The following is a 16,311-nucleotide window of genomic DNA, read 5'->3' as shown; positions in this document are numbered from 1 at the left end:
TTACAAAATAACTTCAAATATTTACAATACATTAAGACTAGTAAATATTTGAAAAGAGACAAGTAAATTAACTTATTATTCACTTTACAAAGCAATCCCTTTTAATTTAACTTGCTGTTGTTTATGCATAAGCTGTTTACAAATAATCGCTAAATCTGAGTGTAATCCTGCTGCTGTAACATCTCTCCCAGCCCCTGCGCCCCGAATAATTAAAGGATTATCTTTATAGCATTGGCTAACAATCTTAAAAATATTATCGCAAGGGGTAAGATTAGCAAAAGCATCTGTTTTAGGGAGCACTTCTAAACTGACTTTGGCTTTAATATTGGCTTGATTATCATTTTCACAAACAAACGATGCTACATAACGTATACAAGCATTTTTACTATTGGCGTCTTTCAGTTTATCTGCAAAATAAGTATCAAGCTGCTCGGCTTTACTAAGAAATTCTTCGGTGGTTAAGTGCTGTAAATGTTCGGGGACTAAATTTTGGCAATCTATGTCATCAAGCGAAAGTTCAAAACCAGCTAAACGGGCTAGAATTAATAACTTACGTTGTACATCTCTACCTGATAAGTCTTCACGAGGATCGGGTTCGGTTATCCCTTGTGCTAATGCTGATTTTAGTAATTCAGAAAAAGGCACGGAGCCATCATAAGTTTCAAATAACCAAGAAAGAGTACCTGAAAAGATACCCGAGATTTCTTGAATAGAATCACCACACTCTAATAAATTTGCAATAGCAAAGTTAACAGGTAACCCTGCACCAACGGTCGTATTTCCTAACCATAAGCTATGATGTTTTTTAGCCGTACTCACTAATTTATTATACTGAGATGTCGAAGACGACGCGGCCCATTTATTAGCACCAATAACATGAATACCTTGTTCAAAAAAATCTTGATATAACAAGCTAAAAGTTTCACTTGGTGTTATATCTACAACAATCAGTTCATCATAGGGATGATTAGCTAGCCACGAAAGTAAATTATCCTGATCATAAGGTTTAGCCTCACTTTCATACAGAGATAAGGCTTGAGTCACATCGATCCCGTCACTTTTAATTAATGCTTTTTTAGACGTGATCAAACCGACTACATGAACATTTTCAAGTGCAGGAATACGATCAACTTGCGCAGGTAACATCTCTAAAAAACGTGCTCCAATGTTACCCAACCCAGCAATAACGACACCAATATGACGAGCATCTTTTGTTATGTCGTGATGAATGTTATTCACCATTTCTCCACTACATACCTGAGGTAAAATAGAAATTAAGCTATGCTCATTAGTAGAACTAACAATATGTATAGGCTGGTATTTTTTCAATGCCCGTTTAAATCTCGCTTTTACATCACCATGTTTAGATACTTCATGCCCTACCACGGCTAAAATTGAAACAGGAGTAAATGACACTTCCGTATCATGACTTGCTAACCACTGACTTAATGCCTTTTGTTTGTCTTGTGTAATAACAACAAAACCAGTACTGATATCTGAACAAATTGCAGAAAACTGTTTGATGGCTAACTCACCATACGATCCAGTTAAGCTAGTAGATTGAGCTAAAATTAAATCATTAAGATAAGTGACTGAAAGTTCAGATTTAGCAATTTGACCAAATCGTCCTATTTCAGTACCACTTGTATGAGGATCATAACTACTCGCTATATGTAAATGCGTACTATGATTTTCAAGGGGTTGTAACGTTTTAGCATGTAATACTGGATTACCTAGTCGTCCTAGTTCTTTGGCAACACCATTAGGTAAGCGGTGTAATTTTCTTGCTAGCGGAACAATACGAGGATCAGCACTATAAATGCCATCAACATCTGTCCAAAGAGTCACGTTTAATGCCCCCACTAACGAAGCAACAATAGTAGCCGAGTAATCACTGCCATTTCGACCTAATGTACAGTTTTCTCCAGCTGCATTTTTAGCGATATAACCAGTTATTACAGCTAATTGTTTAGTTTGTAATAAGGTATTAAATTGCTGATGACTTAAGGTATCGTCTACTACACAATTTTGATCATTATTTACCACAAGAAAATCGCGCGAATCAATATAATAACTTGCACATACGCGCTCATTTAGTACCGCAGATAATAAACGTGCTGACCACACTTCACCAAGCGCAAGTATATTCGCTTCATTTTTTTCTACGTGATTAAGGTCAGTATGAACAACCCAGCCTTTTAACGCCTCAATATCTTGAGCCAGTAATTGCTCCAAATGACTTACATGGCTTGATACTAAACTCTTAATTAAAGACAATTGAGCCTTTTGCAACGCAACAATAGAATCATTTAACGCTGCTGACGATTCAACGGCTTGCTGATATATAGCCACTAGCGCATCAGTTGTTTTTCCATTAGCTGAAACCACAACAAAATCATTTAGCTTACAATGATTTTTAATAATGTTAACGACACGTTCTATACACTCAACATTAGCCAAACTACTGCCACCAAATTTGTGCACATGTACAGCGTGTTTAGCTAATTGATTTTTTTCACTAACTAATTGTTCAATATCATTTACTGAGTTCATATTTACCAACATCAATTGTGTTTATTCTTATTTTTGTGAAGCTAAAAGGCCTTGCGATAAATCAGCGATTAAGTCGTCTACGTCTTCTATCCCAACAGAAACCCGCACTAACGACTGAGTAATACCCGCTTCTAATTGAGCTGATATTTCCATTCCTGCATGTGTCATAGTCGATGGGTGACTAATTAAACTTTCCACACCACCTAAAGATTGAGCTAGCGTAAACATATTAAGATTTTTAAAGAGTTTTTTTACAGACTCAACACCGCCTTTAACTTCAAAGCTCATCATTGCGCCAAAACTAGCTTGCTGTTTTTTAGCAATATCATGACCAGGATGATCAGGTAAACCTGGATAATAAACCGCATCAACAGCATCGTGTTCATTTAAAAACACAGCCACTTTAGCTGCATTAATTTGATGCTGCTTCATTCTTACAGGTAATGTTTTTAAGCCTCTTAATGCTAAGTAACTATCGAAAGGAGATCCCGTTATACCTATACAATTTGCCCACCAAGCTAATTCATCGCCTAAAGCTTCATCTTTTGTTATTAACACGCCACCCACCACATCACTATGACCATTAATGTATTTAGTGGTTGAATGAAACACAATATCAGCACCTAAAAGCAAAGGTTTTTGTAAAAGAGGAGACATAAAAGTATTATCGACGGCAACAAGTGCACCTACAGCGTGTGCTGCTTTGGTGACTTTCTCGATATCCACAATACGTAATAATGGATTACTCGGTGATTCAATCAGTACTAATTTAGGTTTTTGTTTAAGGGCTTCAGCTAAAGCATTTTCATCGTTTTGATCAACAATAATTAACTTAAAATTGCCTTTTTTTGCTAGATGCGTGAATAATCGGTAACTACCACCATAACAATCATGTGGTACAACAAGTACATCATCTGTGCATAATAATTGACAAATAAGGTGTACAGCTGCCATACCTGTGCTTGTTACAACGCCTTTTGTACCTTCTTCTAACTCAACAACCGCTTCTGCAAAAGTAGAGCGTGTTGGGTTTCCGGTACGTGAATAATCATAATCACGCTTTTCATTGAAGCCTTTTAGAGCATAGGTACTTGCTAAATGTATTGCAGGCACTACACCGACGTGTTGCTTGTCACTACGAATACCAGCTCTTGCCGCTATTGTTGCCATACTTTTCTTAGTCATTTGAGACTCCAGCTAGGTATAATTTTAAATAGATGTTTAGATGTCTAAAACTCTAAACGGTTTACTAAACTTGGTCAAGAAATTTTAGACATCTAAACTTCTACACATTCGTTATTGACTCAGCGCCCACAAACAGTAAAATTAGTGAATTAGTGTCTGTTGATATTGTTCAATCAGATATTCCATATTAAAGGGTAAGTAATTTATGGCAGAGTGGAATGACGAGTATATTAATCCATACGCCGAACACGGGAAAAAAAGTGAACAAGTAAAAAAGATCACCGTTTCTATTCCTTTACGTGTTCTTAAGGTCTTAACTGATGAGAGAACTCGTCGACAGGTTAATAATCTTCGCCATGCTACTAATAGCGAATTATTATGCGAAGCCTTTTTACATGCTTTTACCGGCCAACCTTTACCTGATGATAACGATTTAGCTAAAGACAATACTGAAAAACTACCTGCTAGCGTTCGTAAAATATTAGAGGCTAAAGGTATTACAGACTTTAGTGCTTATGAAACTGAAGACGATTAATTCATAAATTTATGAAGGCAAGGTTAACAACCCTTGTTTTTCAGCAATCTCATTAATCACTTTTTTTACTTTCATTGTAATGTAGCCTGATAATATTTTAGGCTCTTTATCTAATAACTCTATTTCTGATTCAGTGATCGCAACAAAACAGCTTATATCTTTGTTGTTAACATAAATCATAACATCATCTGCAACTTCAATTTTATCACCTATCCTTTCAATAGATACTTGTTGTAAATATTCATCATTTTTTTCTATATAAAACTGAATAGTTAAAACGTTATTTTCATCCTCATACCAACCTGCCGCTAATGTTTGAAAATTAACATGCGCTTCTTGTTTATTAATAATGCCCTTTAATTTGACATAATGAGCTAATAACTTTTCGCTAGCCGTAATACTTATTGGTAGGTCGTCTTCCATCAATTTTCACTTTAAATAAAAACAAGATCTTAATTATATACCCGTTACTATTCAAGATGCAGGTTCAGTGGAAACTAAAAAGGGCTTTAGCCCTTCTTTAATATAATCATTATGTAAGATAATCTGAACTCTGGTTAAGATCTCAAATTCACAACACAAATAACGATATAACTGATAATTAGAGCATGTAATTATCAGGTAATTCTAAAGCGGCTACACCTGAATCTATCGCTGCTTGTGCCACAGCTCGCGCTACATTTGCACATAAACGCGGGTCCATAGGTTTAGGTATAATATATTCTTTACCAAATACTAAATTCTTCACGCCACTAGCAACCAAAACTTCTTGTGAAACTTCTTCTTTTGCTAATGATTCTGATTGCATGAACCGCTGCTATTTTCATTTCATCATTAATCGTTCTTGCACGAACATCTAAAGCTCCACGAAAGATAAAAGGGAAACACAAAACGTTATTAACTTGATTTGGATAGTCCGAACGACCCGTAGCAATAATAAGGTCATCTCTTGTGGCATGTGCTAGCTCAGGTTTTATCTCAGGATCTGGGTTTGAACACGCAAAAATAACGGGGTTTGGCCCCATCAATTTTACATGCTCAGCCGATAATAAATTGGGTCCAGAAACCCCAACAAAAACATCAGCCCCTTCTATGGCATCCTCTAATGTTCTTTTATCGGTATTATTAGCGAAAAGTTTTTTATATTCATTTAAATCGTCACGGCGAGTATGCACAATACCTTTAGTGTCGAGCATGTAAATTTTTTCACGTTGAGCTCCACACTTAATCAATAATTCCATACAGGCAATAGCAGCAGCCCCCGCCCCCATACAAACTATATTTGCAGACTTTATATCTTTACCTTGAATTTCTAGCGCATTAATCATACCTGCGGCTGTAACGATTGCTGTGCCGTGTTGGTCATCATGAAAGACAGGAATTTTGCAACGTTCAATTAATGCTTTTTCAATTACAAAACATTCTGGCGCTTTAATATCTTCTAAATTAATTCCGCCGAAACTATCAGCAATATTAGCGACAGTATTAATGAACTCTTCAACTGTATTGTGTTTAACTTCAATATCGAAAGAATTGATATTAGCAAAACGTTTAAACAGAAGAGACTTCCCTTCCATTACAGGCTTCGAGGCCATAGGACCTAGATTACCTAAACCTAAAATAGCTGTACCGTTAGTAATAACAGCAACTGAATTTCCTTTGCCAGTGTACTTATATACATCATCAGGATTATTCGCAATTTCCCTAACAGGCTCAGCCACACCGGGGCTATACGCTAACGACAAATCTAAACTTGTTTCAGCGGGTGTAGTTAATTCAACACTAATTTTCCCTGGTGTTGGAAATTGATGATAATCGAGAGCTTGCTGGCGGAAATCTGTCATGGTTGCATCCTAATACATAAAAGGTAAGGTGTAATACTTCACATTAAAGAACAAATTATACGAATTATGACTCATTCTTAATGACACAACAAAATAACATGAAACTCTTGCTTTTGCTTTGTATTTTAAATAGTTTTTGACTATATAAAATACTTAGATGCTCTATTAAAAACTAAAGTATTAACAAACAAACAGAATTATTAGGTAATCGAGTATGTAAAGATACAGGTGGACAAACATTATAATAAAAAATTTTATAATAATAGTCGTAGTGTAGCTTGATGAATAACGATTTAGTTAAAAAGGAAATATTAGCAGGCAATAAAAAAGCCACTTAAAAAGTGGCTTCAATCAAAAGGAACTTATTAGTTACTCGTCAAACGGATTAACTAAAATAATAGTTTCATTACGATCAGGTCCCGTAGAAATAATATCAACTGGGACACCTGTTACTTCTTCAATACGCTTGATATAAGCAATGGCGTTAGCTGGAAGGTTTTCACGTTGAGTTACACCTGCTGTTTTTTCACTCCAACCAGAAAGTGTTTCATATACAGGAGTGATTTCTTCATAACCTTCGGCAGCTGTAGGAGAAACCGTAATAATTTCACCGTTTGGTTTTTTATAACCAGTACAAATTTTTAGTTCTTTTAAGCCATCTAAAACATCAAGCTTTGTTAAACAAAAACCTGTAATACTATTAATTTGCACTGCACGGTGCATAGCAACAGCATCAAACCAACCACAACGACGCTCACGTCCAGTAGTGGCACCAAACTCATGACCTACTGTACCTAAGTGTTCACCAATTTCATCGTCTAATTCTGTAGGGAATGGACCTGAACCAACACGTGTTGTGTAAGCTTTAGTAATACCTAAAATATAATCAAGATTACGAGGACCAAAACCACAACCAGTAGAAACACCACCCGCCGTTGTATTTGATGAAGTTACATAAGGGTAAGTACCATGATCAATATCTAAGAGAGTACCTTGAGCCCCTTCAAACATAATAGACTCGCCCGCTTTGCGAGATTGATCTAAAAGTTCAGGAATATCGGCAATCATTCCAATAATAATTTCACGAACGGCAAGAGCATCAGCAAGTACTTCTTCGTAACTTACCGCATCAACTTTATAATATTGCGTTAATGCAAAATTATGGTATTCCATAATTTCTTTAAGTTTTGCAGCAAATGTTTCTGTATTAATTAGATCGCCAACACGTAAACCTCGACGCGCAACTTTATCTTCATATGCTGGCCCAATACCACGACCTGTAGTACCGATTGGTTTATTACCACGAGCAATTTCACGCGCTGCATCTAATGCATTGTGATAAGGAAGAATTAAAGGACAAGCGTCACTAATTAATAAACGCTCTCTTACCGGTACACCACGTTCTTCTAACATGCTAATTTCGGTCATTAATGCTTTCGGACATAAAACAACACCATTACCAATTAAGCATTTTACGTTTTCACGTAATACACCAGAAGGAATTAAATGTAATACGGTTTTTTGACCGTCAATTACCAAAGTATGACCAGCATTGTGCCCACCTTGATAACGAACTACGTATTTAGCTTTATCTGTAAGTAAGTCAACTACCTTACCTTTACCTTCGTCACCCCATTGAGTGCCTAGAACTACAACGTTTTTACCCATGTTAGAAAATTTTTAATAGAAAAAATTAGGCGAGGATTCTATCAAATATGAAATGACAGTCCAAGTACTAAATACGGCTTTTCATTGAGTTTATAAAATATACAAATCAATATTTATTGGCGCTCTCAATTATAGCTTTTAAATTTAGTAAGTTAGGTATGAAGCCGCAATGCATTAGTGGTTCTATTTATTTAACTACTCAAAGATAAAAGCAGCAATTAAAAGTATGATCGCTTAAATATTCAATGAGTGTTCTTATATTTACGCTATTCGTCAACATGAATATTTGGATTTAACTTTGAAGGGTAATATTTATTTAAGCTGTTTTAACTTACTACTGAAACACTATATGAATAGTGATTATTGTATATATTTATTATCAGTAATTTAAAATAGGTAGAAACGATAAGGCCATGAATAAATCATGGCCTTAAAAAATACTAGCTAAAAGTTAAAGTATTATTTAGCTGCTGCAGGATTTTTTAAATAATGAAAGAAATCACTGTCTGGTTTTATCACCATAATATCATTCTTACTATTAAAGCTGTTTTCATATGCTTCTAAACTTCTAAAAAACTTATAAAAGTCTGCATCTTTAGTATATGCATCAGAATATACTTTAGCAGCTAAAGCATCACCACTACCTCTAATTTCAAACGAGTTCTTTTGAGCTTCAGCTAACATTACTGTTACTTTAGCGTCAATCGTTGCACGAATAATTTCAGATTGCTCTTGGCCTTGTGAGCGATGCTCTTTAGCTACAGCTGTTCGTTCAGCACGCATACGGTCATATATTGAAGCACTTACTTCGGCAGGTAAATTTATTGCCTTAATTCGTACGTCAATCACTTCTATACCCAGATCTTCTCTACTACTTTTGGCACTAACAAGTGCTTTTTCCATAATAGAATCTCGGTCACCTGAAACAATTTCTTTAATCGTTCGAGAACCAAATTCAGTTCTTAAACCATTATTTACTTTTTGTTTTAATAGTGCTCTCGCATTATCAATAGAACCTGTTGTACGTAGGTAGTAAGTTGAAAAATCAACAATTCGCCACTTAACAAATGAATCAACAATTACATCTTTCTTTTCAGAAGTAACAAAGCGGTCTGCGCCTTCATCAAGTGTTTGTATACGAGCATCAATTTTTTTAACGGTGTTGATGAATGGGTACTTTAAGTGAAGTCCTGGATCATATACAAGCATATCTCCAGTCGTCGAGTCTCGTTTAATTTTTGAAAATTCAAATACGATACCACGCTGTCCTTCTGATACAACAAACACTGAAGAAACAGTCAGCAAAAATAATGCTGCAACAATAGCAATAATAAAGTTTTTCATCGCTTAGTTTCTCCCACTGTTAAATCTATCAGCTCGATTACTATTAGTAGTCGTTGACGAGCTAGTTGATATAGGCTGCTGAATATTAGGTTGTGACGTTACGCTATTAGACTGCGATGATTGGTTTTGGATTATTTTATCCAATGGTAAATACATCATGTTATTACCACCATCTACATCAACCATAACTTTACTCGTATTAGCGTATACTTTTTCCATAGTGGCAAGATACATACGTTCTCTAGTAACCACTGGAGCCGCCTGATATTCAGGAAGTAATTTATTAAATTTAGCTACATCACCTTCTGCATCTAATACAATTTGTTCTTTATAAGCTAATGCTTCTTGTTCCATACGTTTCACTCGACCACGAGCTCTTGGTTCAATACCACGAGCATAAGCTTCGGCTTCACGTAAATATCGAACTTCATCTTCCTGAGCAGATATTGCATCATCAAATGCATCTTTAACTTCTTCAGGTGGACGAGCATCCTTAAAGTTAACATCTACAACAATTAAACCAAGGTTATAAGGTTCGATAATTTCTTCTAGTTCTTTCCAAACAGCTTGTCTTACGACTTCACGGCCACTTGTTAAAACATCATCCATTTTGGCATGACCTACAACATATCGTAATGCACTATCTAAGGATTGACTTAAGCTGTCGTCAGCATTTGTAACACTGAAAATATAATTACGTGCATTAACTACACGATATTGTATTTGCATTTCAACACGAACAACATTTTCATCTTGCGTAAGCATAAAACCTGAAGCTGGTAAGTTTCTAGTTGTTTGAATATCAACAGGTATGACTTTATCGATAAATGTCCATTTCCAACGAAGGCCAGGCTCCACATTACCGGTATATTGACCAAATCGTAAAACAATCCCCTGCTCTGCTTCTTTAATGGTGTAAAAACCACTAAATACATAAACAAGAATCGCAACAATAAGAGCAATACTAATACCTATACTAGAAAAGTTTTTACTGGCCTTTCCACCATTTGATGAATTACCACCAAATATTCCGCCAAATTTATTACCTAAATCTTTAAACAAATCGTCTAAATCAGGTGGACCTTGATTTTTTCCACCTTTATTTTTCCAGGGGTCTTTATCATTATTCCCCGGTTCATTCCAAGCCATGGTGTTCTCCAATAAATACAATTGTTGCTAATATATCAGTCTGTTAATCTATGATAAAGCGTTCTATTGCCGCGTTATCTTGTTTTAATAATTTATTCCATTCACGACTAGGTAATTTTATATTCAGTAAGCAGTTACCTAATTCGTCATATGATTCATCAGTAATACAGTTTAACTCATACAAAATACCACGTAGCTTACCTTCGTGAGGAGGTATTGTGACTTTTTGTGTAACAATTTCTTTACCTAAACGCTCAGCAAGCGCTTGAAACAACAATTCAATACCAATTCCTGCATGGGCTGATAACCATACACGTATCGGCATACCTGTTTCATCTCGATCAATCCTAGGTTCTATATCATCTAACTTATCAATTTTATTGCAAACTAATAGTTGAGGAACATCACCCGCTTCAATCTCATCTAATACATGTTGAACTTGTTCTATGTTTTCAGAACGCCTTTCATCTGCTATATCAATAACATGTAAAAGAAGTTCAGCTTCTCGTGTTTCAGTTAATGTTGCTTTAAATGCATCTACAAGATCATGAGGTAAGTGCCTTATAAATCCAACAGTGTCAGCCAAAATAACACGGCCTACATCTTCAACTTCAATTCTTCTTAACGTAGGATCTAGTGTCGCAAAAAGCTGATCAGCAGCATAAACATCTGCATTGGTAATATGGTTAAATAGGGTCGACTTACCCGCATTAGTATAACCAACAAGTGAAATTGTTGGGATTTCTGCGCGTGTTCTTGCTCTTCGACCTTGCTGTCTTTGACGCTCTACTTTTTCGAGTCGCTTACGAATACTGGTCATACGCTCACGTAATAAGCGTCTGTCCGTTTCTAATTGAGTTTCGCCGGGACCTCTTAAGCCAACACCACCTTTTTGTCTTTCTAGATGGGTCCAGCCTCGAATAAGCCGAGTACTCATATGCCTAAGTTGTGCGAGTTCAACTTGTAACTTACCTTCATGCGTACGCGCACGTTGAGCAAAAATATCGAGAATAAGCGTTGTTCTATCAATGACTCGACATTGACATAATGCTTCAACGTTTTTTTCTTGAGAGGGCGATAAAGTGTGGTTAAACAAAATAACATTAGCTTCGAATAAACGAACAGCTTCGGCTATTTCCTCAACTTTTCCACTACCAACAAAATACTTAGTATGAGGTTTGTCTCGCTTTCCTGTAACAACAGTAAGCGCAGAAACGCCCGCAGAGCTTACAAGCATTTCAAATTCTTGTAAGTCTTCACGTGCGTTTTCATCTGGAAAATCTACATGAACAAGTATTGCCTGTTCGCCTGCTTGGTAACGATCAAACAATGAAACAATACCTATTTATGAAATTAAAAGGATAAGAAAAAAACTCAGTTATGATTATCATTTACTACCATGTAACTGAGTTTTTTGAATGAAACTTTTGAGTAAATTAATATATTCAATCCAACAGCGAGTCTTCAAATCTAGAATATTTATAACCACTTGTACCATCAGTATCATTAATCTTGTTGATCCGCAGATTCATTCGATGCTGCTGGTGTAGTAATCACAGCACGTGACGGTACTACAGTAGAAATTGCATGCTTGTAAACCATTTGGCTTACCGTGTTTTTAAGCAATATAACAAATTGATCAAAAGACTCAACTTGCCCTTGTAATTTAATGCCATTTACTAAGTATATTGCTACAGGAATGCGATCACGACGTAAAGCATTCAAAAACGGGTCTTGTAACGATTGCCCCTTTGCCATTTTTTGGCCCTCTTGTTATTTTTAATAGATTGTTGCTATTTTTGTAATAATTATAGCTGAGTATTCAGCCAAGTTATTAATTATACATCAATATTTAAAGTTTATTTACGATTGAGATAATTTGTTGCAAATTATTTTCATCTTCCATCGTAAGATTGGTTGCTCCTTGCCAGCTACGTAACCAAGTTAATTGACGTTTAGCCAATTGCCTAGTTGCACATATGCCTCTATATATCATTTCTTTGTGATCATAATCTCCATCTAAATATTGCCACATTTGCCGATAACCTACACATCTCATTGATGGTAGGTCGATATGTAAATCTTGTCGTTCTTTTAATTTAACGACCTCTTGTTCAAAACCTTGAGTAATCATTTGATTAAATCGTAATTCAATTCGATCATGCAAAGTACTACGATTTTTTGGTGTTAAGGCAAACTGCAATACATTACCTTGTAAGCCCTCACCTTTTACCTGTGTTAATTCGGTTAAAGATTTCCCTGTTAAACGATAAACCTCTAATGCTCTTGATAACCGTTGAGGGTCATTTTTATGAATTCTTGCCGCAGATACAGGATCAATAGCGTCTAATTCTTCATGAAGTTTGTCCCAGCCTTTTTCGGCAACTTCCAATTCAATTTCTTTTCTTATTTCTGCATTAGCTGCAGGTAAAGGCGATATCCCTTCAATAAGACTTTTAAAATACATCATTGTTCCACCAACCAGCACAGGAATTCTCTGGTTGGCGTGTGAACGTTTAATTGCCGTTGATGCATCACTACAAAAGTCTGATGCAGAGTAGCTTTCTGCTGCATCAATCATATTAATTAATTGATGAGGATACTTTTGCAACTCTTCAAATGTAGGCTTTGCTGTACCTATATCCATATGTTTATAAACTAGAGCTGAGTCAACACTAATAATATCAACAGGTAACTGATCTTGCAGTCCCATAGCTAACGCGGTTTTACCGGAAGCTGTTGGCCCCATGATACAAATAATGGGTAAAGATTTATTCATATCAGCGGTAGTTGGCATAATTAAAGCGCTAGGTTACATTAATTTATTTAATTCAGATGTAAGGTCTACAGGTGTAGAATTCAAGAGTAAAAGTTTTTCTTTTATATCAGATTGTAAGTTTTGTATTTTACTCAATAAGATATTAGTAGATTCTATGGTATAAGTTTCTTGTAATAACAAGGAAGTAAGCGCTAAAAGCCAATCTTTATCCTCTAATTCGTTATGTTCATTTTTATTAAAAAGTGCATTTAATAAATGTAAGAAACTACTACAAACATCTTTATTACGTAAACAGGCAGGGAATTGCCTAACTTGCACAGAGCTTTTACTGATGACATTAAAAGCAATACCTAAGCGTTCGAAATTATGCTTATTTTTTTCTAAAAAAACACATTGTAATTTTTCACTTTGTATTTTTACAGGCAGCAACAAAGGTTGACTTATAAAGCCGGCTTCCCATTTTGACGCTAACTCATTGGCCAATAGATCAGTTTCTAACTTTGTTAAAGAAAGTAAACGTAATTCATGGTCCAGTAAAATTAATGCGTAGCTTACTTGAATAATATGAAGAACTAATACACCTCTTACAACTTTATTAACATTAGCAACACTTGTATGTAAGTCTTCACCAACTTTCGGCGTTTGACTTTCGGCTAAGTCAACTTCATTACTCATTAACTGATAGTAAGCATCTTTCCCTTTAGTTGAAGGGCGTGAATGATGATAACTTGAATGAGAAGGCGTATATTGAGAAGGGCTTCCTTCATTTACATACGACAAGGGTTTTATATAACTTTGGTCAACGGCAGCCTGTTGGTATGATGGTTGATATTGTATGCTTGTATGTTTATCAGGTTCTGAACTGCTAGTTTTATCGTTTTCGTTTTGATCAATATGATGTAAATCCATTAAAGAATGTTGAACAATACCCTCATCATTGAAGGCTCTTTGACAAACAGAAAAAATAAAATCGTGAATATAGCGCCCTTGATGAAAACGTACTTCGTGCTTGGCCGGATGAACATTTACATCAACATCCCGATGATTTAGCGTTAAAAAAAGCACAAATGCAGGATAGGTATCTGGCGGCAATAAATCGCTGTATGCCTGTCTAATTGCATGATTAATGAGTTTATCACGCATCATACGGCCATTAACGTAACTGTAGCATAAATCATTTTGATTACGCGCAAAACTGGGTTTAGCTAGCCAACCGCTAAAGTGTAGGTCGTCATGACTACATTCGACTTCTATAGCATGATCAATAAACTTTTGACCGCAAATTTGTGCAACACGCTTAGTGTATTGGGCTTTAGTTGTTGCAGCCCTATATTGACGTATGATCTTATCGTTATGTGTTAAAACAAAGGTGATATCTAAACAAGCAAGAGCGATTCTTTTAATCACTTCTTCAATATGAGTAAATTCTGTTTTATCTGTACGTAAAAATTTTCGCCTAGCCGGTGTATTAAAAAACAGATCTTGTACATCTATAGTAGTCCCGTTGGGGTGTGCTGCAGGCTTAATATCAACCGCCATGTCACGACCTTCCGCAGAAGCTTGCCATGCTGATTCTTGATCAGCAGGTTTAGAAGTTAAAGTCAGGCGGGAAACAGAGCTAATAGAAGCTAAAGCTTCTCCTCTAAAACCAAGACTACTTATACCTTCAAGATCATTTAATGTTTTTATTTTACTGGTTGCATGTCGACTAAGTGCTAAAGCCAGTTCATCTTTCGATATCCCGCTTCCGTTATCACTTATTTTAATGCGTTTAGCTCCCCCCTTTTCAATTTGGATTTTAATCGTTGTCGCGCCAGCATCTATGCTGTTTTCGACTAACTCTTTAATTACCGATGCTGGACGTTCAACGACTTCGCCTGCCGCAATCTGGTTTGCCAACTGGGCTGGAAGGATTTCTATAGGCATTATTTTTATTCAGCTCGCGGAATGATTAGTGTCTGCCCGATTTTAATGACATTTGATTTCAAGTTGTTTTTTTTCTTTAAATTACTCACTGAGACATTATATCGTTTAGCAACAACACTTAATGATTCACCAGAACGTATTTTATGTTGTTTTAGCTGGCCAGTAGCATAAAGAGTTCCATCTGGTGGGTTATCACTAAAGTAAGTATCCACAGCAGTATAAATAGCTCTAGCTAATTTTTGCTGATGAGCAAAGCTCGTTAAGTTACGTTCTTCTTGTGGATTTGAAATAAAACCTGTTTCAATGAGTACTGAAGGAATATCAGAAGATTTTAACACCGCTAAACTTAAGCCTTCAGGGCTACTCTTATGCAGCTTTGTTACTTTTTTAAGTTGACGTATTACGTGCTCGGCAAATGCGTAACTGCTCCCCATCGTATATTCTTTTTTCATATCCGCTAAAGTAATAGCTAAGTTTTTATCTTTCGTTTTTTTGATGGTTTCACCCGCACCACCCAAAAGCTCTGATTCTTTTTGGCGATTGGCTATCCAACGGGTAAACTCAGAATTAGCTCGCCTAGTTGACTGTACGAGTACAGAAGCACCACTCGGCTTAGAGGAAGTAAAAGCATCGGCATGAATAGAAATTAGAAGATCCGCTTTGCTTTTTCTCGCTAACTCGGTTTTTTTGTCGTGATTAACATAGTAATCACCTTTTCGGATCATTACCGCTTTAAGTCCGGGTTGACGATTTATGAGTTTTTCTAATTTTTTGGCTATGCTAAGCGTAATTCGTTTTTCATAAGTACCACGAGCACCTATAGAACCAGGATCTTCACCACCATGCCCTGCAACTATGGCAATAACAATATCTCTTTTACTTGATATATTAAGACTCTGTGTTGTGGTGTCTGAGTCATTCTTATCATAAATATCTATAACTAATCGATCACCGTAAGTTCCAGCGGGCGCTAGAGGAAATATAGATAATTGGTAGTTTTCAGCTAATTCTAAAACAAGTCGGGTAGTACCTTTTTTGGGAGGTTGACTCGTACGAATCTTTTTAATTCGATTATCATCTTTTAAAACATTAGTTAATGAAACGAGTGATTTACTATTAGCAAAGTCGATCACTAATCGCTGAGGTTTAGACAAGCTAAAATAGGAAAATTCTGGTTTTTCAGATAAGTCAAAAACAACACGAGTACTATCTGGTGCTGGCCAAATACGAACACCTTTAATATTATTAGCCGCATATACCTGCGTCGACAATAGGCATAATAAAGTCATCAATAAAATAAATTGTCGTTTTGTTACAGCAAAGAGCAT

12 protein-coding genes and 1 pseudogene are annotated in these 16,311 nt (G+C 36.0%); 1 reads left to right on the top strand and 12 read right to left on the bottom strand.

The window, feature by feature from the left end:
* Positions 1 to 84: 84 nt before the first annotated feature.
* Entirely contained in the window at positions 85 to 2,553 is a 2,469-nt protein-coding gene (metL, locus tag AC0L5Q_RS15575; RefSeq protein ID WP_473610932.1) for a bifunctional aspartate kinase/homoserine dehydrogenase II, read from the bottom strand.
* 27 nt (positions 2,554 to 2,580) lie between these two features.
* Positions 2,581 to 3,738 carry a cystathionine gamma-synthase gene (gene metB / locus AC0L5Q_RS15570; RefSeq protein WP_473610929.1) on the bottom strand — a complete coding sequence of 386 codons (1,158 nt, stop codon included), beginning with the start codon at positions 3,736 to 3,738 and terminating at the stop codon, positions 2,581 to 2,583.
* 205 nt (positions 3,739 to 3,943) lie between these two features.
* On the opposite strand from metB, the gene metJ reads away from it, so the two are divergent.
* Positions 3,944 to 4,273: a met regulon transcriptional regulator MetJ gene (gene metJ / locus AC0L5Q_RS15565; protein WP_077338895.1), complete on the top strand. Its 330-nt coding sequence runs from the start codon at positions 3,944 to 3,946 to the stop codon at positions 4,271 to 4,273.
* A gap of 9 nt (positions 4,274 to 4,282) precedes the next feature.
* On the opposite strand, the gene AC0L5Q_RS15560 is transcribed toward metJ, so the two are convergent.
* The 10 genes and pseudogenes from AC0L5Q_RS15560 to AC0L5Q_RS15515 form a co-directional block, all read right to left on the bottom strand.
* Positions 4,283 to 4,696, bottom strand: coding sequence for a hypothetical protein (locus tag AC0L5Q_RS15560; protein ID WP_473610923.1), 414 nt, complete (start codon positions 4,694 to 4,696; stop codon positions 4,283 to 4,285).
* Positions 4,697 to 4,874: 178 nt separating this feature from the next.
* Positions 4,875 to 6,117: pseudogene (locus tag AC0L5Q_RS15555) on the bottom strand (malic enzyme-like NAD(P)-binding protein).
* A gap of 369 nt (positions 6,118 to 6,486) precedes the next feature.
* The gene (locus tag AC0L5Q_RS15550; protein ID WP_473610919.1) at positions 6,487 to 7,785 is read right to left on the bottom strand and encodes an adenylosuccinate synthase; all 1,299 of its coding nucleotides are present in this window, start codon (positions 7,783 to 7,785) and stop codon (positions 6,487 to 6,489) included.
* A 459-nt stretch (positions 7,786 to 8,244) separates the two neighbouring features.
* A complete protein-coding gene (hflC, locus tag AC0L5Q_RS15545; protein ID WP_473610916.1) occupies positions 8,245 to 9,129 on the bottom strand; it encodes a protease modulator HflC in 885 nt (294 codons plus the stop codon).
* Positions 9,130 to 9,132: 3 nt separating this feature from the next.
* Complete coding sequence (hflK, locus tag AC0L5Q_RS15540) at positions 9,133 to 10,278, bottom strand: FtsH protease activity modulator HflK (RefSeq protein WP_473610913.1); 1,146 nt, start codon at positions 10,276 to 10,278, stop codon at positions 9,133 to 9,135.
* A 43-nt stretch (positions 10,279 to 10,321) separates the two neighbouring features.
* Positions 10,322 to 11,608, bottom strand: a complete 1,287-nt coding sequence (hflX, locus tag AC0L5Q_RS15535) for a ribosome rescue GTPase HflX (protein WP_473610910.1) — start codon at positions 11,606 to 11,608, stop codon at positions 10,322 to 10,324.
* A gap of 176 nt (positions 11,609 to 11,784) precedes the next feature.
* Entirely contained in the window at positions 11,785 to 12,036 is a 252-nt protein-coding gene (gene hfq, locus AC0L5Q_RS15530) for an RNA chaperone Hfq (RefSeq protein WP_473610906.1), read from the bottom strand.
* A gap of 94 nt (positions 12,037 to 12,130) precedes the next feature.
* Positions 12,131 to 13,075, bottom strand: a complete 945-nt coding sequence (gene miaA / locus AC0L5Q_RS15525; protein ID WP_473610903.1) for a tRNA (adenosine(37)-N6)-dimethylallyltransferase MiaA — start codon at positions 13,073 to 13,075, stop codon at positions 12,131 to 12,133.
* A gap of 15 nt (positions 13,076 to 13,090) precedes the next feature.
* Positions 13,091 to 14,983 (bottom strand): DNA mismatch repair endonuclease MutL, encoded by a 1,893-nt coding sequence (gene mutL, locus AC0L5Q_RS15520; RefSeq protein WP_473610898.1) that lies wholly within the window; start codon positions 14,981 to 14,983, stop codon positions 13,091 to 13,093.
* A 5-nt stretch (positions 14,984 to 14,988) separates the two neighbouring features.
* Positions 14,989 to 16,311 carry an N-acetylmuramoyl-L-alanine amidase gene (locus tag AC0L5Q_RS15515; protein ID WP_473610893.1) on the bottom strand — a complete coding sequence of 441 codons (1,323 nt, stop codon included), beginning with the start codon at positions 16,309 to 16,311 and terminating at the stop codon, positions 14,989 to 14,991.

This window comes from Pseudocolwellia sp. G5-9, from assembly GCF_055808995.1.
Note: the sequence above shows the minus strand (reverse complement) of the source record. Positions and strands in the feature narration are given on the sequence as shown.

What these genes read in the sequence shown, in the direction of transcription:
- metL (WP_473610932.1), bottom strand. Translation starts at nt 2,553, where the DNA reads ATGAACTCAGTAAATGATATTGAACAATTAGTTAGTGAAAAAAATCAA.
- metB (WP_473610929.1), bottom strand. Translation starts at nt 3,738, where the DNA reads ATGACTAAGAAAAGTATGGCAACAATAGCGGCAAGAGCTGGTATTCGT.
- metJ (WP_077338895.1), top strand. Translation starts at nt 3,944, where the DNA reads ATGGCAGAGTGGAATGACGAGTATATTAATCCATACGCCGAACACGGG.
- AC0L5Q_RS15560 (WP_473610923.1), bottom strand. Translation starts at nt 4,696, where the DNA reads ATGGAAGACGACCTACCAATAAGTATTACGGCTAGCGAAAAGTTATTA.
- AC0L5Q_RS15550 (WP_473610919.1), bottom strand. Translation starts at nt 7,785, where the DNA reads ATGGGTAAAAACGTTGTAGTTCTAGGCACTCAATGGGGTGACGAAGGT.
- hflC (WP_473610916.1), bottom strand. Translation starts at nt 9,129, where the DNA reads ATGAAAAACTTTATTATTGCTATTGTTGCAGCATTATTTTTGCTGACT.
- hflK (WP_473610913.1), bottom strand. Translation starts at nt 10,278, where the DNA reads ATGGCTTGGAATGAACCGGGGAATAATGATAAAGACCCCTGGAAAAAT.
- hfq (WP_473610906.1), bottom strand. Translation starts at nt 12,036, where the DNA reads ATGGCAAAGGGGCAATCGTTACAAGACCCGTTTTTGAATGCTTTACGT.
- miaA (WP_473610903.1), bottom strand. Translation starts at nt 13,075, where the DNA reads ATGCCAACTACCGCTGATATGAATAAATCTTTACCCATTATTTGTATC.
- mutL (WP_473610898.1), bottom strand. Translation starts at nt 14,983, where the DNA reads ATGCCTATAGAAATCCTTCCAGCCCAGTTGGCAAACCAGATTGCGGCA.
- AC0L5Q_RS15515 (WP_473610893.1), bottom strand. Translation starts at nt 16,311, where the DNA reads ATGCTCTTTGCTGTAACAAAACGACAATTTATTTTATTGATGACTTTA.